This window comes from Acidimicrobiales bacterium, assembly GCA_035294085.1.
GTDB lineage: Bacteria > Actinomycetota > Acidimicrobiia > Acidimicrobiales > Bog-793 > DATGLP01.
Genome location: DATGLP010000014.1, coordinates 98,583 through 115,415, shown reverse-complemented (window position 1 = coordinate 115,415; position 16,833 = coordinate 98,583). Strand labels below are relative to the sequence as shown.

The 16,833-nt window shown below is 73.4% G+C and carries 13 protein-coding genes and 1 tRNA gene; 7 read left to right on the top strand and 7 right to left on the bottom strand.

All coding sequences use genetic code 11. The annotated features are described in order from the left end of the window. Positions 1–164 precede the first annotated feature (164 nt). The 3 genes from VKV23_05455 (at position 165) to VKV23_05445 (ending at position 3,172) form a co-directional block, all read left to right on the top strand. Complete coding sequence (locus tag VKV23_05455; protein ID HLI15485.1) at positions 165–974, top strand: ATP-binding cassette domain-containing protein; 810 nt, start codon at positions 165–167, stop codon at positions 972–974. Positions 975–1,037: 63 nt separating this feature from the next. Further along, positions 1,038–2,501: an ATP-binding protein gene (locus VKV23_05450; protein ID HLI15484.1), complete on the top strand. Its 1,464-nt coding sequence runs from the start codon at positions 1,038–1,040 to the stop codon at positions 2,499–2,501. Continuing rightward, positions 2,501–3,172 (top strand): response regulator transcription factor, encoded by a 672-nt coding sequence (locus tag VKV23_05445; protein HLI15483.1) that lies wholly within the window; start codon positions 2,501–2,503, stop codon positions 3,170–3,172. The genes VKV23_05450 and VKV23_05445 overlap by 1 nt, the downstream gene beginning before the upstream one ends. Here VKV23_05445 and VKV23_05440 read toward each other — a convergent pair. From VKV23_05440 to kdpF, 6 genes are read right to left on the bottom strand one after another with little or no spacing between them, the layout of a single operon-like run. After that, positions 3,151–4,398: a universal stress protein gene (locus VKV23_05440; GenBank protein ID HLI15482.1), complete on the bottom strand. Its 1,248-nt coding sequence runs from the start codon at positions 4,396–4,398 to the stop codon at positions 3,151–3,153. The two genes, VKV23_05445 and VKV23_05440, sit on opposite strands and share 22 nt — an antisense overlap. Before the next feature lie 10 nt (positions 4,399–4,408). Continuing rightward, positions 4,409–4,741, bottom strand: a complete 333-nt coding sequence (locus VKV23_05435; protein ID HLI15481.1) for an OB-fold nucleic acid binding domain-containing protein — start codon at positions 4,739–4,741, stop codon at positions 4,409–4,411. Next, positions 4,738–5,292, bottom strand: a complete 555-nt coding sequence (locus VKV23_05430; protein ID HLI15480.1) for a potassium-transporting ATPase subunit C — start codon at positions 5,290–5,292, stop codon at positions 4,738–4,740. Before VKV23_05430 ends, VKV23_05435 begins: the two co-directional genes overlap by 4 nt. Next, positions 5,292–7,340 carry a potassium-transporting ATPase subunit KdpB gene (gene kdpB / locus VKV23_05425; GenBank protein ID HLI15479.1) on the bottom strand — a complete coding sequence of 683 codons (2,049 nt, stop codon included), beginning with the start codon at positions 7,338–7,340 and terminating at the stop codon, positions 5,292–5,294. The genes VKV23_05430 and kdpB overlap by 1 nt, the downstream gene beginning before the upstream one ends. Continuing rightward, a complete protein-coding gene (gene kdpA / locus VKV23_05420; protein HLI15478.1) occupies positions 7,340–9,031 on the bottom strand; it encodes a potassium-transporting ATPase subunit KdpA in 1,692 nt (563 codons plus the stop codon). Before kdpA ends, kdpB begins: the two co-directional genes overlap by 1 nt. Further along, positions 9,031–9,120, bottom strand: coding sequence for a K(+)-transporting ATPase subunit F (gene kdpF / locus VKV23_05415; GenBank protein HLI15477.1), 90 nt, complete (start codon positions 9,118–9,120; stop codon positions 9,031–9,033). The genes kdpA and kdpF overlap by 1 nt, the downstream gene beginning before the upstream one ends. A 581-nt stretch (positions 9,121–9,701) precedes the next feature. Between kdpF and VKV23_05410 the strand changes: the two genes are divergently transcribed. The 3 genes from VKV23_05410 to katG all read left to right on the top strand — a co-directional run bounded on the left by VKV23_05410 (position 9,702) and on the right by katG (position 14,782). Continuing rightward, positions 9,702–10,880 carry a hypothetical protein gene (locus VKV23_05410; protein ID HLI15476.1) on the top strand — a complete coding sequence of 393 codons (1,179 nt, stop codon included), beginning with the start codon at positions 9,702–9,704 and terminating at the stop codon, positions 10,878–10,880. Beyond that, positions 10,861–12,207 (top strand): hypothetical protein, encoded by a 1,347-nt coding sequence (locus tag VKV23_05405; protein HLI15475.1) that lies wholly within the window; start codon positions 10,861–10,863, stop codon positions 12,205–12,207. The genes VKV23_05410 and VKV23_05405 overlap by 20 nt, the downstream gene beginning before the upstream one ends. 373 nt (positions 12,208–12,580) lie before the next feature. Further along, positions 12,581–14,782 carry a catalase/peroxidase HPI gene (gene katG / locus VKV23_05400; protein ID HLI15474.1) on the top strand — a complete coding sequence of 734 codons (2,202 nt, stop codon included), beginning with the start codon at positions 12,581–12,583 and terminating at the stop codon, positions 14,780–14,782. A 299-nt stretch (positions 14,783–15,081) separates the two neighbouring features. Here katG and VKV23_05395 read toward each other — a convergent pair. Beyond that, a tRNA-Arg gene (locus VKV23_05395) sits at positions 15,082–15,153 on the bottom strand. 65 nt (positions 15,154–15,218) lie between these two features. Between VKV23_05395 and VKV23_05390 the strand changes: the two genes are divergently transcribed. Then, a complete protein-coding gene (locus tag VKV23_05390; protein ID HLI15473.1) occupies positions 15,219–16,832 on the top strand; it encodes an arginine--tRNA ligase in 1,614 nt (537 codons plus the stop codon). Position 16,833: the final 1 nt, after the last annotated feature.

Sequence of the window (16,833 nt, the reverse complement as noted above, 5' to 3'; positions counted from 1 at the left end):
GCCTGCTGCGGGTCCCGGCGCGCCCGGGGTCGCGTCGCCTGGCGCACGGACCGATGCCGCGTCCGGGACGTTCCACGCCGGCGCGGCGAGCCGCACCGGGCGTGCGCCACGCGCCCGGCGTCGCCACGTTGCGCGCCGGAGGACGAGCCTGCTCGAATGCGGCAGTGGACCCGAGCCGTCGCGAGGTCGCGGCGCGCCTTGCCGGCGCGACCGTGCTCGTCGCCGGCGGGCGCGCCATCCTCGGGCCGATCTCCTGCGAGATCGGCGTCGGCGAGTACTGGGCGCTCCTCGGCCCGAACGGCGCCGGCAAGACGACGCTGCTCGGCCTGCTCGGCGCGCAGCGCCACCCGACCAGCGGGGAGGTCGTCGTCCTCGGGGCGCGCCTCGGACGCAGCGACCTGCGGGAGCTGCGTCGCCGCATCGCGATCGTGGGCCACCACGTCGCCGATCAGCTCCCCCCGAACGCGACGGCCACCGAGATCGTGCTCACCGGTCGCGATGGCCTCCTGGCCCCCTGGTGGGGAGCGTTCGACCGGGCGGCCGAGGAGGAGGCGCGCAGCCTCCTCGCCGAGCTGCACTGCGCGCACGTCGCCGACCAGCTCTTCGGTCTGTGCAGCCTCGGCGAGCGCCAGCGGATCCTCATCGCGCGGGCGATGCTCGGTCGCCATGCCCTCCTGCTCCTCGACGAGCCGGCGATCGGCGTGGACCTGCCCGGGCGCGAGGCCCTCGTCTCGGTGCTCGACGGGCTCGCCGCGGCGCCCGACCGCCCGACGATCGTGCACGTCGCGCACAGCCTCGAGGAGCTGCCGACGCGCGTCAGCCACGCCCTGCTGCTGCGCGAGGGGCGGGCGGTCGCGGCTGGGCCCGCGGCGGAGGTGCTCGCCGACGGGCCGCTCAGCGCGTGCTTCGGCCTCTCCGTCCACCTCGAGCGGGTCGCCGGGCGCTACGTCGCGCACGCCGCCGCCTCGTGGTGAGCCGAGGGTGGGCACGGCGGACGGTTGCGTAGACTGCCGGAGACGTCACGGCGGCAGGAGGCGGTGCGCACCGATCGAGCGTGGCAGGTCGGCACGACGGCGGGGCTCGCCTGCCTCGCGCTGTTCGCCGCGGCGCTGCTGCCCCTCCGGCAGACCTTCTCGAGCGCGACGGTCGCGCTCGCCCTCGTCGTGCCGGTCGTCGTCGGCGTCGCGACCGGTGGGTTCGTCGCCGGCGCGCTGACCGTCGCGGCGGGCTTCCTCGTCTACGACGTCGCCTTCATCCCCCCCTACGGCACGCTCGACGTGACGAGCGGCGAGGACTGGGTGGCGCTCGCGGTCTGGGCGGTGGTGATGCTCGTCGTGGCGCGCGTGGTGGCCCGCCTGCGCGCCGCGCGAGCCGAGTCGCGCCGGCACCTCGCGGCGATGCGCCAGCTGTTCGAGCTCTCCGACGTCCTCATCGCCGAGGTCCCCCTCCCCGAGCTCCTCGAGCGCATCGTCGCCACGGTCCACCAGGTGTTCCGACCGGCCGGCGTCGCGCTCTTGCTGCCGGGGCCCGAGGGCATCGGCGTCGCCGCGGCGGCCGGCGAGCCGCTCGACGACGAGCAGCTGCGGGCTGCCACGCCCTCGGCGAACGTCCTGCGCAGCGTCGGCGCCTCCGCCGGCGTCCTCGCCCTGCCGCTCAGCGCGTCGCGGCGCCCCGTCGGCGTCCTCGCGCTCGCCGGCGCGCGCCTCGACCGGCGCGACTGGGAACTGCTGCGCACCTACGGCAACCAGGCCGCGCTCGCCATCGAGCGCGGCCGGCTGCGCGAGCAGGCGCTGCGCGCCAGCCTGCTCGAGCAGGTCGACCGGTGGCGGAGCGCGCTCATGGGGGCGGTATCGCACGACCTGCGCACCCCCCTCGCGACCGTCAAGGCGGCCGTCTCGGACCTGCGTCGCCGCGATCTCGTGCTCGCCCCGGGCGAGACCGAGGAGCTGCTCGCACTCGTCGAGGCCCAGGCGGACCGCCTCGCCCGCCTCGTCACGAACCTCCTCGACATGACGCGGCTTCGTGCCGGCGCGCTGGAGGCCCGGCGCGAGGCGGTCGACCTCGAGGACCTCGTCGCCGAGGCGCTGGCGACGCTCGCCTCGCCGGCCGCCGACCGCTTCGTCCTCAGCCTGCCGGCCGATCTCCCCCCGGTCGACGTCGACCCCGTCCTCGTCGTCCAGGTCTTCGTGAACCTCCTCGACAACGCGGATCGCCACGCCCGGGAGGCGAGCCGCGTCGTCGTGAGCGCGTGCGCCTGCGAGGACGCGGTCGAGGTGCACGTCGCCGACGACGGACCCGGCGTCCCGCCCGGGGCGCGCGAGGGGCTCTTCGGGTTCTTCGACGAGGCGAGCGGCGGCGGTCGCAGCGGGCTGGGCCTCGCCATCGCCGAGGCATTCCTCGAGGTCCACGGGCAGTCGATGCGCCTCGTCTCGCCGCCCGGCGGGGGGGCCGAGTTCGTCTTCCGGCTGCCGGTCGCGCCGATGCCAGCGGAGGTGGGGTGATGGCGAGGGTGCTCGTCGTCGACGACGACCGCGGGCTGTGCCAGATCCTGCGGATCGGGCTCGGCGCGCGTGGCTACGACGTCGCCGTCGCGCGCTCGGGCGCGCAGGGTCTCGCCGAGGCGGCCTCGCGTGCGCCGGACGTCGTCGTGCTCGACCTCGGCCTCGACGACCTCGATGGCCTCGAGGTGTGCCGTCGTCTCCGGCAGTGGTCGAGCGTGCCGATCATCGTGCTCTCGGCCGCGGGCGCCGAGGAGCGCAAGGTCGCCGCGCTCGACGGCGGGGCGGACGACTTCGTGACGAAGCCGTTCGGCATGGCCGAGCTCGAGGCGCGCCTTCGCGTCGCGCTGCGCCACCACCCGCCGCGAGAGGGCGCCCCGAGCGAGGTGCGCGTCGGACCGCTCACCCTCGACGCGGCGCGCTACGAGGCGCGCCTCGACGGGGTCCTGCTCGACCTCACCGCGCGCGAGTTCGAGTTCCTCGCCTACCTCGCCCGGCACGCGGGGCGCATCTGCACGAAGCAGATGATCCTGCGAGACGTCTGGGGTCCCGGCTACGGCGACGAGTCCAACTACCTGCGCGTCTACGCCCACCGCCTGCGGCGCAAGCTCGCCGGGAGCACGGTCGCGCTCAGGACGCGTCCGGGCATCGGCTACGAGCTCGACGCCGAGTGAGACGGCGAGGCGGTCGGCTCGTCGTCGGTCGCCTCGCGCGGCGCGCGAGGCTCGCGCCGGGCGATGACGTGCACGTCGATGCCGGCGCTGCCCGCCTCGCGAAGGACCCGGCGCACAACCGAGCCGCCGCCGAGGAGCTCGCGAAGGCGCGACCGCTGGCTCGACCCGATGACGAGCTGCGTGGTGTGCCGCTCGCGCGCGAAGCCGATGAGGGCGCGTGCCGGGTCCGTCCCGTGGACCTCGTGCCAGTGGGCGCCGAGGGCGCCCGCCAGCTCGCGCAGCGCCCCGAGTCGCGCGGCCGCCCCCGGACCGGGCGCGTCGCCGGTCGCGACGTGGACCACGTCGAGCTCTCCCTTCACCCGGGCCGCGATCCGGCCCGCACGCCGCAGCAAGGTGTCGGTACCGGGCGCCGCGGTGACGCCGACCATGATCCGCTCGGTCGTCTCCCAGGTCCCCTCGGCGCGGCGCCGCCGGAGGTGCTCGAGGAGCTCCTCCTCGGTCTCGTCCGCGAGGAAGCGGAGCGCGAGCTCCCGGAGCGCGATGAGGTTGTCGGTGCGGAAGAAGTGCGCGAGCGCCTGCGGCACCTTCTCCGGGGGGTAGATGTTGCCGTGGAGCATCCGCCGGCGCAGCTGCTCGGCCGAGGAGTCGACGAGCTCGATCTGGTCCGCCCGGCGGACCACCCAGTCCGGGACGCGCTCGCGCACCGGCGTGCCGGTCATCTCCTCGACGGCGTCGGCGATGCTCTCGAGGTGCTGGATGTTGACGGTCGTGATGACGTCGATCCCGGCGTCGAGGAGCTCGAGCACGTCCTGCCAGCGCTTCTCGTGGCGTCCCGACCCCGGGACGTTGGTGTGGGCGAGCTCGTCGACGAGCGCGACCTTCGGGTGGCGGGCGAGGATTGCGTCGAGGTCCATCTCCTCGAAGCGAGATCCTCGGTAGGCGACGACCTTCCTCGGGACGACCTCGAACCCCTCGACGAGCGCCTCGGTGAGCGGCCGGCCGTGGCACTCGACGAACCCGACGACGACGTCGGTCCCGCGGCCCTTGCGCCGGCGCCCTTCGTTCAGCATGGCGTAGGTCTTGCCCACGCCGGGGGCCGCGCCGAGGTAGACGCGGAAGTGACCGGCCGCCTCGACGACCTCGGTGGCGTCGGCCTCGAGCGCTGCCGCCGCGCTCACCGCCTCGTCGGTGGCCGCCGACGTGGCGTTGGGCCCGTCGCCGTTCATGGCGCCCGTCTCACGGCTGCTCGCCCGCCTCGATGCGGTAGCGCGGGTTGAGGCACACGAGGCGCCCGCCCTCCCGCCCGAGGGTCCCCTCGACGGTGAGGCGCGTGCCCACCGACAGCCCGGGGACGGCCGAGCGGCCGAGGAAGACGAGCTCGACTTCGCCCGTTTCGTCCTCGAAGAGGCAGTACAAGGCGGGCGAGCCGTTCGCGTTGCGGGTGATCGTGCGCAGCGCCCGGATCGTACCGGTCACGAGGATGCGCTGGCGCGGGCGGGCCGCGCCGAGCTCCCCGGCGATCGGGCGGCCGCCCCAGCTGCCCGGGGCCGTGAAGTCCCAGCTGCTCACCTCAGCCGCGCCAGGGCCAGGTTCAGCTCGAGGACGTCGACGTACGGCTCGCCGAGGAACCCGAACTCGGCCCCGTGCACCTGGGTGGCGACGAGCCGGCGCACCTCGGCGAGGGGCAGGTGGCGGGCGCGCGCGACGGCCGGCGCCTCGGCGAAGGCGTCCGCCGGGCTGATGTCCGGGTCGAGCCCGCTCCCGGAGGTGGTGACGAGGTCGGCGGTCGGCGCGACCCCGATCGACCGCCACCGGGCTGCCTCGCGCGCGACGGTGGCTGCGAGCGCACGCGAGCGCGGGCCGAGGTTGGCGGCGCCCGACACGGCGATGCCGTCGGGGCCTCGCCCCGCAGACAGCGTCGCCGACGGCCGTCCCTCGAACCACCTCGGCCCCGGCCACGCCTGGCCGATGAGGGTCGACCCGTCCGCCGTGAGCGAACCTTCCGCCTGGTGGCGGAAGGCGAGGAGGGAGATCCCCGTGCCGGCGAGGGGGTAGGCGAGACCGACGAGGAGGAGGAGGGCGAGACCGGCGAGGACGGACCGCCGAAGGTGGACGAGCATCAGAAGGCCCCCGTCGCCGTGAGGATCAGGTCGATGAGCTTGATGAACACGAACGGCGTGATCACGCCGCCGAGCCCGTAGACGAGGACGTTGCGGCGCAGGATCGCCGGCGCTTCCGCCGGTCGCCACCGCACGCCGCGCAGCGCGAGCGGGACGAGGGCGACGATGACGAGCGCGTTGAAGATGACGGCGGAGAGCACGGCGCTCGTCGGGCTGTGGAGGTGCATCACGTTCAGCGCGCCGAGCTGGGGGTAGGTGGCGGCGAACAGCGCCGGGACGATCGCGAAGTACTTCGCGATGTCGTTCGCGATCGAGAAGGTCGTGAGGGCGCCTCGGGTGATGAGGAGCTGCTTGCCCACCTCGACGATGTCGATGAGCTTCGTCGGGTTCGAGTCGAGGTCGACCATGTTGCCCGCCTCCTTGGCGGCGGTCGTTCCGGTGTTCATCGCCACGCCGACGTCGGCCTGGGCGAGCGCGGGGGCGTCGTTCGTCCCGTCGCCCGTCATGGCGACGAGCTTCCCGTCGGCCTGCTCGGACCGGATGAGCTCGAGCTTCGCCTCCGGCGTCGCCTGGGCGAGGTAGTCGTCGACGCCCGCCTCCTCCGCGATCGCGGCGGCGGTGAGCGGGTTGTCGCCGGTGATCATGACCGTCCGGATCCCCACGGCTCGGAGCTGCTCGAAGCGCTCGCGGATCCCCTGCTTCACGACGTCCTTGAGCTCGATCACCCCGAGGACCTCGGCGCCGTCGGCGACGACGAGCGGCGTCGAGCCGGCCCGCGCGACTCGCTCGACGACCTGGTCGAGGCCCGCGGGGATCGTGCCGCCCTGTCCGACGACGAACGCACGGATGGCGTCGGCGGCTCCCTTGCGGATGCGCCGCCCGTCGACGTCGAGGCCCGACATGCGCGTCGTGGCCGAGAACGGCACGAACGTGTGGCCCGCCCCGAGGTCTCGCTCGCGCAGCGCGAAGCGCTCCTTGGCGAGGACGACGATCGAGCGGCCCTCGGGCGTCTCGTCGGCGAGCGACGCGAGCTGGGACGCCGCCGCGAGCTCGGACTCGCTGTGGCCGCCGACCGCGATGAACGCCGTCGCCATGCGGTTGCCGAACGTGATCGTGCCGGTCTTGTCGAGCAGCAGGGTCTGGACGTCGCCCGCCGCCTCGACCGCCCGTCCGCTCATGGCGAGGACGTTGCGCTGGACCAGGCGGTCCATGCCGGCGATGCCGATCGCAGAGAGCAGCGCGCCGATCGTCGTCGGGATGAGGCAGACGAGGAGGGCGACGAGGACGACGACCGAGAGGCGCGCCCCGGCGAACCGGCCGAAGGGGTCCAGCGCGACGACGACGGGGAGGAAGACGATCGTGAGCGCGACGAGCAGGATCGTGAGCGCCACCTCGTTCGGCGTCTTCTGGCGGTTCGCGCCCTCGACCAGCCCGATCATCCGGTCGAGGAAGGTCTGCCCGCGTTCGGCCGTGATGCGAACGACGATGCGGTCCGACAGGACCTTCGTACCGCCGGTGACGGCCGAGCGGTCGCCTCCGGACTCGCGGATCACCGGTGCGGACTCCCCGGTGATGGCGGACTCGTCGACCGAGGCGATCCCCTCGACGATCTCGCCGTCGGACGGGATGACGTCACCCGCCTCGCACACGACGAGGTCGCCCCTGCCGAGCGAGGCGGCGGGGACGCGCTCCTCGCGGCCGTCGCTGAGGCGACGCGCCTCGGTGTCGGTCCGGAGGCGGCGGAGCGACTCCGCCTGGGCCCTGCCTCGCCCCTCGGCCATCGCCTCGGCGAAGTTCGCGAACAGGATGGTGAGCAGGAGCCAGATCGTGATGCTCGTCGTGAAGATCCCTGGGTGCGCCACCGTCTCGGCGAGGCAGACCAAGGTGCCGACGAGGACGACGAACATCACGGGGTTGCGAGCCTGGACGCGCGGGTCCAGCTTCACCACCGCAGCGCGAGCCGCCTGGAGGAGGATCTCCGGATCGAGCAGCGATCGGGGCTGGGCGACGCCGCGCGCCGAGTGGACGTTCCGACCGCCTGTGCCCATCAGAAGAGTCTCCCGTGGCTGAGCTGCTCGACGATCGGGCCGAGGGAGACCGCAGGGAAGAACGTGAGCCCGCCGACGATGAGGATCACGGCGATCAGGAGCCCGACGAACAGCGGGGTGTCGGTGCGAAGCGTGCCTCGGCTCGTCGGTACGAGCTGCTTCCCGGCGAGGGAACCCGCGAGGGCGAGCACCGGGACGATGACCCCGAAGCGGCCGAGCAGCATCGAGATGGCACCCGCCACGTCGTAGAAGGGCGTGTCCGAGCGCAGCCCGGCGAACGCGGAGCCGTTGTTGTTGGCTTGCGACGTGAAGGCGTAGAGGATCTCGCTGAAGCCGTGCGGGCCCGCGTTCGACGGGGCGATGCGCCCCGCGTGCACCGACACCGCGATCGCGGTGGCGACGATGACGGTGAGCGGCATGACGAGCACGGCGATGGCGGCGAGCTTGACCTCCCTCGCCTGGATCTTCTTGCGGAGGTACTCGGGCGTCCGGCCGACCATCAGCCCGCCGATGAACACGGTCACGACGGCGAAGAGCAGGATCGTGTAGAGCCCGCTGCCGACGCCACCGGGGGAGACCTCGCCCAGCATCATGCCCGAGAGGAGCCCGAAGCCTCCCATCGGGGTGTAGGAGTCGTTCGAGCCATCGACGCTGCCGGTGGAGGTCTGGGTGGCGGTGACGTCGTAGAGGGCGGAGGAGAGGACCCCGAAGCGGACCTCCTTGCCCTCGACGTTGCCTTGCGGCTGGGCGACGGCGTGCGCGGCGGCGACCGCGGGATTGGGACGAGTCTCGGCGTAGGTCGTGAAACCCAGCCAGGCCGCGAAGATCACCGCCATCGCCATGAGGAGGGCGACCCCCTGCCTGGTGCTCCCGACCATCTTCCCGAACGTGTAGGTGAGCGAGACCGGGATGCACAGCATGAGGAAGACGGACAGCAGGTTCGTGAGCGCGGTCGGGTTCTCGAACGGGTGCGCGCCATTCGCGTTGAAGAAGCCGCCACCGTTGGTCCCGAGGTTCTTGATGGCCTCCAGGAAGCCGACCGGCCCACGCGCGATGACCTGGGTCGCCCCGGTCAGCGCGTCGTGCACCGTCGCGGGGCCGGCGAGCGTCTGCACCGCTCCCTGCTCGACGTACACGATGCCGGCGAGGAAGGCGACGGGGACGAGCACGTAGCAGACGCCTCGCACGAGGTCGACCCAGAAGTTGCCGATCGTCGGAGCGCCGCGACGAGCGAATCCCCGGGCGAGGGCGACCGCCACCGCGATGCCGACCGAGGCGCTCGCGAACTGCTGGACCCCGAGCGCCGCCATCTGCGTGAGGTACGACATCGTCGACTCGCCCGCGTAGTTCTGCCAGTTCGTGTTCGTCACGAAGGAGACGGCCGTGTTCCACGCGAGCGCGGGGGGGACGGAGGCGAGGTGCTCCGGGTTGAGCGGCAGGCTCGACTGGATGCGCTCGACCAGGTAGGTGAGCAGGATCGACACGCCGGAGAAGACGACGAGCGCACCGGCGTAGCGCTGCCAGGACTGCTCGGCTTCCGGGTCGACCCCGAGGATGCGGTACAGCGGACGCTCGAGGAAGCCGAGGAAGCGGAGGCGGCCGTCGTAGACCGCCGCCAGGTAGGAGCCGAGAAGGCGCCAGGAGAGCGCGAGCGCGGCCACGAGGACGGCGAGGGAGGCGAACAGCCCCATCAGAACCACTCGGGCCGCACGAGCGCGACGACGAGGTAGGCGAGCAGCCCCACCGCGAGGGCGAGGAGGGTCGCCTCGACGATGCTCACACGCGCTCCAAGGCCCGGATTGCGGCGAGCATCGAGAGCACGAAGGCCACGGTGCCGATCACCGAGAGCAGGTCACCCATGCCCCGACGATGCCGTCTCGAAGGTGAACGCGTCGTCAACCGGGGGACACGATCCGTCAATACCGTGTGAACGCGAGCGCGCGCGAACGCCTCGGGCCTCGGGCTGTCAGGGTCGCTGCACGCCACGCGCGCGCTCAGTAGGGTGGCGGCGGTGGTCGTCGCCGTCTACCGGGTGCGAGACGTGGCCGACGGGCGCCTCGAGCGAGCCGGCTCGCGCGCCGGGCCACGGTGTGCGCGGGACCGGTCACGGCGCCTCGGGTCCGCTCGCTCGGGCCGGTGCGCGCGTCGAGCCCAGCGCACGCCACGGCGGGGGGCACGCCACACGTGGCCCGTCGCGCTCGCTCGGCGACCGCCGACGGGGGGACGCAGCGCGTGCAACCGGCGGGCGTGTGCGGCACCGGTCGCCGTCGCCGGGCGTCGCGCTCCGGTGGCCTCGACGCGCCGGCGGGCCAGGCGTCTGGGGCGCCGGCCGTGAGCGGTCCGACCCCGCGGCGGCAGAGGGTGCTCGGGCCCGAGCCGTGGGCCGAACGCGCGGGGCGGCTCTGGACCCACTGGGACCTGTGGTTCGCCACGGTCGCCGTCTGCGACCACGGCGGCAGCCTCGACGGGCTCGAGTCTCGCCTCGCGACCGAGCTGCGAGACCGTGCCGGTGGCCGACGCGCGAGCGAGGCGAAGCTGAGCCACCTGGCCGACCTTCGATCGAGGCTCGCGGTCGCCGGCTGCAGCGTCGCGACGCTCGCCACGCCGGAGGTGCTGGCCGAGCCGCGCCTGGTCGAGCGGGCACGCGCCAAGGTGAGCGCCGACGCCATCGACGAGCGCGCGCTCACGCCCTCGATGCGCGAGACACCTCGGGCGCGCCACGTGGCGCGCGCCCGTCGAGGGCGCTGGAGCGCCTTCCCGGTCGACCCGCTCCCCTCCTACGAGGCGTTCCGCGGCGTGCTCGGGCGCGGCGGCTACGTCTCCAAGTACCAGAGCTTCGCCCTCGTTCGCCGAGTCGAGCAGCGGCTCGAGCGCCTCGACCGACGCGACCTCGCGAGCGCGCAGCGGCTCGCGCTCTTCCGCGCCTTCCACGCGGTCGGCTGTGAGCTCGCCGAGCGGGTCGACGACTCCCACGGCAACGTCGGGGAGCTGCGGCGCGCCGCCTGGCACACCTACCTCTCCCTCGACTGGGAGGCCTCGGGGGTGCCGGCCGAGGTGTTCTGGGAGGACCTGTGCGACCTCGTCGTGTTCGAGGACTACGGGCTCGGGCACGCCGAGGAGACGCTCCCGTGGCGGAACCTGCCTGCCAGCCAGGTGGAGGCCGTCGAGGGGTACCTGCTCGGTCTCGCCTCGCAGTGTCGCTCGCAGTACCTCGACTTCCAGGCCGACGAGGCCCTCCAGCAGCTCGCGTGGCTCGCCGTTGCCGGCAGGCGCTTCGGTCGCTACGTCGCCGCCGCGGCCCGGCTCGGCAGCGACCACTGGATGCCGATCGAGGCGATGGCGCTGAGCGCGCTGCGTGCCGGCCGGCGTGCGCTCGCCGTCGAGGTCTTCGAGGCGGCCGATCGCCCGGGCTTCCACCGAGCGCACCTGCGCCAGCGCTGCCTCGTGCTGACCGGCGTCGACCTCGAGGCCGGTGAGCGGCGCCCGGGCACGGTGCTCCGGATCGTGCAGGGAGGTAGCGATGAGCGACGAAGCGGTTGAGCGCGCGCTCGGGAGGGTCGTCGCGCGGCGTCCGGACCTCGCGCTCGCGGCGCAGGTCGCGGCCGACGGGCTCACCTGCGGGGAGGGCGTCGGCCTCGTCCACCAGGCCGTCCTCCAGCGCTTCCTGTGGTGGCGGATGCCTCGGGACTGCCCTGCGCGCGAGTGGGACGACCTCGTCGAATCGACGGGCGCGCTCCTCCACGAGCTGCGCCTGTCGCACCTCGCCCACGTCGCCCGGTCAGCGGAGACGAGGCGGGTCCTCGAGGCGTGGAGGGTCGGCCCCTTCGAGGGGATGGCGGCCTTCCAGGAGGCGCACGCGCGGTCGGGCGTCGAGCCACCCGACACCGAGCTCCTCGAGTGGGGCTCGGTCATGGGGATCGACGAAGCACGCGCCTACGACGCGGTCGAGCGCGCGCTCGGCGACGCGGTCGCCGCCGGCGAGCTCGTCCCGGGTGCTGCACGCTGGCGGACGAAGGCGGTCGCGATCAGCGAGGCCGTGCTCGGACGTCCGCTCGACCTGCCACCGGGCCAGACGCTCGCGAGCCTCGTCACCACCGAGCGCGTCGCGACGTGGATCGAGGGCGCCCGCCACGGCACGCACCGAGCGTGGCGGTCGTCGGTGGCGAACCGCCTCCTCCATCCCGTCGAGCTGCCCCCCGACCCGGCGCGAGCCGTCGAGCCGATGCGCTGGCTGCTCGCGGCTGCGAGCGGGCCGGACGGCACGGCGCTGACGCAGGCCGGCTACCTCGCCCGGGCCACGGTGCTCGCCGCGGTGGAGCGCTTCGGCTGGTGGGACTGGCACACGCCGCCGCACTCGGAGGCCGAGGTCGCTGCGCTGTCCACCCTCCGGGAGGTGGCGAGCCGGCTGCGGCTCGTGCGGCGGCGGGGTCGGCGTCTCCTGCTCACCGCCCGCGGGGCGACGCTGCTCGCCCGGCCCGAGGCGCTCTGGGCGCAGCTCGCGCGCACGACCGAGGACGGCTCGGAGTTCACCGCGATGGTCACCGAGCTCGTGGGCCTGCGCCTGCTGGCCGGGCGCGTCGAGGTGCGCCAGCTCGTCGCCGACCTGCACCCGATCCTCGAGGCGCAGGGGTGGTCGACCCCGGTCGGACCGATCACCGCTGACCACGTCCTCTCGGCGATCTACCGCCCCGTTCGCTGGTGGCAGCTCTTCGACCTCCTCGACGAGGAGGAGGCGACCTGGGAGCGAGGAACCGCCCGCGAGCTCACGCCGCACACGGTGGCGCTCACGGCAGACGGCGAGCGGACGGTGCTCGCCTACCTGCGCGCGCGTGCCGCGGGGCCCCGTCGGCGCCTGTGGGGCGACTGAAGGTTGCGCCTCAGGCTGGCCAGCTGCGTCGGGGAGGACCGCTCGCACGTCACCCGCTTCGACCACGGCGTCGAAGCGGCGCGCGAGCGCACCTCGCTTGTGGCATCCGAGCACGACCCCTCGAGGGTCGAGCGCGCGGCCTCGCGGCGCGCGCGTCCTCGGGTCGGGTCCCCGCGAACCGATCGCCAGCGCTCGCCGAGCGAGGCATCGCCGACGAGCAACGCACCCCGGCCCCATTTTTTGGTTGACTCTGAGTTTAGAATTAGTCTAGTCTCAGGAGGGGTTGAACGACCCGGCAGACCGGCATTCAGCCCTGGCGACGGTCGATCACCCGGCGCCCGCTCTCCCGTCCGTGCCCCCCTGGAGGTGTCCCATGTCCGAAGCAGCGTCCGACGAAGCCCGCTGCCCCTTCCTGCACACCGGCGTCGGCGACGGCTCGAACCTGGATTGGTGGCCCAATCAGCTGAACCTGCGGATCCTCCACCAGCACTCGCCCCGGGCCAATCCCCTCGGCGAGGGCTTCGACTACAAGGCCGCCTTCTCGAGCGTGGACCTGGCCGAGCTGCGGCGAGACCTCGAGGCGGTGATGACCACCTCCCAGTCGTGGTGGCCCGCGGACTGGGGGCACTACGGTCCGCTGTTCGTCCGGATGGCCTGGCACGCGGCCGGTACCTACCGGGTGGCCGACGGTCGAGGCGGGGCCGGCACCGGTGCCCAACGCCTGGCCCCGGTGAACAGCTGGCCGGACAACGCCAATCTGGACAAGGCTCGCCGACTGCTCTGGCCCGTGAAGCAGAAGTGGGGGCGCCACCTCTCCTGGGGCGACCTGATCGTCTTCGCCGGCACCTGCGCCCTGGAGGCGATGGGCGTTCGGACCCTGGGCTTCGGCGGGGGTCGGGTGGACGTCTTCGAGACCGAGGAGGACGTCAACTGGGGGCCCGAGCGGACCTGGTTGGGCGACGAGCGCACCGGGCAGCCCGGGGAGATCGCCGGTCCCTTCGGGTCGGTGCAGATGGGCCTGATCTACGTCAACCCCGAGGGCCCCGGCGGCAACCCCGACCCGCTGGCGGCTGCCCAGGACATCCGGGAAACCTTCGCTCGGATGGCCATGGACGACGAGGAGACCGTGGCACTGATCGCGGGCGGCCACACCTTCGGGAAGTGCCACGGGGCGGTCGACCCGGCCCGCTACGTGGGAGCGGAGCCCGAGGGGGCGCCCCTGGAGCAGCAGGGCCTCGGGTGGAAGAACACCTACAGAACCGGCAGCGGACCCTACACCTACACGAGCGGCATCGAGGGTCCCTGGACGGCCAACCCCACCCGCTGGGATACCGGCTACCTGGACAACCTCTTCGGCTACGACTGGGAACCCACCACCAGCCCCGCCGGAGCCACGCAGTGGGTGCCCACCGACCCCGCCGCCCGGGAGCAGGTGCCCGACGCCCACGATCCCTCCAGGCGGACCCCGCCGATGATGCTGACCACCGACATCGCCCTGAAGGTCGATCCCCGCTACCGGCGCATCGCCGAGCGCTTCCGCCAGCACCCCGAGGCGCTCGAGCAGGCCTTCGCCCGGGCCTGGTTCAAGCTGACGCACCGGGACATGGGCCCTCGCTCCCGCTACCTCGGTCCACTGGTACCCGAGGAGCCTCAGATCTGGCAGGACCCGGTGCCGGCCGTCGACCACGAGCTCGTCGACGAGCGCGACGTGGCCGAGCTGAAGCGCAGCCTGCTCGACTCGGGCCTCACCGTCGCCCAGCTCGTCCGCACCGCCTGGGCCTCGGCCTCGACCTTCCGCCGGACCGACAAGCGAGGCGGGGCGAACGGCGCGCGCATTCGGCTGGCCCCCCAGCGGGACTGGCCGGTGAACGACCCCGTCGAGCTGGCCGCCGTCCTCGGGGTCCTCGAGCGCATCAAGGCCCGATTCGACGAGGCGCAGCGAGGCGGCAGGAGGATCTCCCTCGCCGACCTCATCGTCCTCGGCGGCTGCGCCGGCATCGAGGAGGCCGCCCGCCGAGCCGGGGTGCGCGTCAGCGTGCCCTTCGTGCCCGGCCGGACGGACGCCAGCGAGGCGCAGACCGACGTCCAGTCCTTCGCTGTCCTCGAGCCCCGGGCTGACGGGTTCCGCAACTACCTGCGGCCTGGCGAGCAGCTGCCTCCCGAGCACCTGCTGGTCGAGCGGGCCTCCCTCCTGGGGCTGAGTGCTCCCGAGATGACCGTCCTGGTGGGCGGACTGCGGGTCCTCGGGGCGACCTTCGCCGACCGCGCGATCGGGGTGCTGACCGACCGGCGCGGGCTCCTCACCACGGACTTCTTCGTCAACCTGCTGGACATGGGCACGGTCTGGTCGCCGTCGGCTGCCGAGGAGCACACCTACGAAGGTCGGGACCGGGCGAGCGGGCGGCTGCGCTGGACCGCCTCGGCGGTCGACCTGGTCTTCGGGGCCAACTCCCAGCTCCGGGCGATCGCCGAGGTCTACGCCGCAAGCGACGCCCGGGAGAAGTTCGCGGCCGACTTCGTCGTCGCCTGGGACAAGGTCATGATGGCCGATCGCTTCGAGGTCGCCTGGCGCTAGGCCTCCTGCTGCTCCCATCCCACCCGAGGAGCCGGGGGCTCCGTCGATCCCGTACCTTGAACTCGTGAAGGTGCGAGACGTCATCGGTGCGCTGGAGCGTGACGGCTGGCGCCTGGACGGACAGGTGGGCTGTCGCCGCCGGTTCCGCCATCCCGACCGACCGAGAACGGTGACGGCGGCAGGCGAGCCGAGTGAAGGCGACGATCTCCTCGAGCCGTCGCACCCGCTGCGCGACCGCCGCTCTCGGATTGCGCGCCGTGGGAGGGAGTCCCCGGCGACGTCGCTGGTCTAGCGGTCGGCGCCCTCGGCAGGATTCGAACCTGCGCACCCGGCTCCGGAGGCCGGTGCTCTATCCCCTGAGCTACGAGGGCAGGAGCGCTCGAGCGCCGTCGGCTCGGTTGCATGGTAGCCGTCCGTCGGTCATCCTCACTGCGCCATGTCGATCACCGACGCGCTCGCCCAGGCGGTGCGCGCCACGCTCGCGGAGATGGGGATCGAGGTTCCCGGCGGTGCCGTCCGCCTCGAGCGGCCGGCGCGCGCCGAGCACGGCGACTTCGCGACGAACGCAGCGCTCGCCGCGGCGCGCGCCGCGCGCCGCGCGCCGCGGGCGCTCGCGGAGGAGCTCGCCCGCCGTCTCGCCGAGGCGACCCTGCCGCACGTCGCCAGCGTCGAGGTCGCGGGTCCCGGATTCGTCAACTTCCGCCTGGACCCCTCGTGGCTGTACGAGGCGCTGCGCGAGCTCCTCGTCGCCGGCGAGACGGGCTACGCGTGCCCGGACCTCGGCCAGGGCGAGCGGGTCCAGGTCGAGTTCGTGTCGGCGAACCCGACCGGTCCGCTCCACGTGGGCAACGGCTGGCTCGGCGCCTACGGGGACGCGCTGGCGCGCCTGCTCGGCCGGTGCAACTGGCGCGTCGAGCGCGAGTACTACGTGAACGATACGGGCAACCAGATCAGACTGCTCGGCGAGAGCCTCCTCGCGCGGCGCCGCGGGGAGGCGGTCCCCGAGCAGGGGTACCAGGGCGAGTACGTCGCGCAGCTCGCTCGCCGCTACGACGGTCCCGAGGACGTCACCGTGGCGGGGCGCTTCGCCGCCGAGCACATCCTCGAGAACATCCGGTCGACCCTCGCGCGTCTCGGGATCCACTACGACTCGTGGTACTCCCAGGCGTCGATCGAGGAGAGCGGCAAGGTCGCGGAGACGATCGAGCTGATGCGCAGCCGCGGCCTCGTCTACGAGCGCGACGGCGCCACCTGGCTCGCCTCGTCGCGCCTCGGCGACGCGCGCGACCGCGTCCTCGTCAAGTCGGACGGCGAGCTCACCTACCTCGCCGGCGATCTCGCCTACCACCGCGACAAGTTCCTCGTGCGGGGATTCGACCGCGTGATCGACGTCTTCGGGGCGGACCACCACGGCCAGGTGGCGAGCCTCAAGGCGGGGGTGGCGGCGCTCGGCATCGACCCGAGCCGACTCGAGGTGCACCTCGGCCAGCTCGTCTCGCTCGTCGGCGGCGAGCGGATGTCGAAGCGCTCCGGGGTCTACGTCCGCCTCGACGACCTCGTCGACGACCTCGGGCCGGATGCGACCCGGCTCATGGCGCTCACGAGCTCGATCGACCAGGCGACGACGCTCGACGTCGACCTCGTCAAGCGCCAGTCGATGGAGAACCCCGTCTACTACGTGCAGTACGCGCACGCCCGGATCGCTTCGATCGCGCGCTTCGCCGCCGAGCGCGGCGCGTCGCGGCCGCCGCTCGAGGCCACCGACCTCTCCCAGCTCGTCCACGAACGGGAGCTCGCCCTGCTGCGGACGCTCGAGCTGCTGCCGGCGACGGTCGCCGAGGCGGCGCTCGAGCGGGCGCCGTACAAGGTGACGAACTGGGTGCGCCGCCTCGCCGGCGAGTTCCACGGCTTCTACCACGACTGCCGCGTCGTCGGCGACGGCATCGCGCCCCCGCTCGCCGCGGCGCGGCTGTGGCTCGTCGAGGGGACGCGCATCGGGCTCGCCATCGCCCTCGACCTGCTCGGGGTGTCCGCGCCCGAGGTGATGTGAG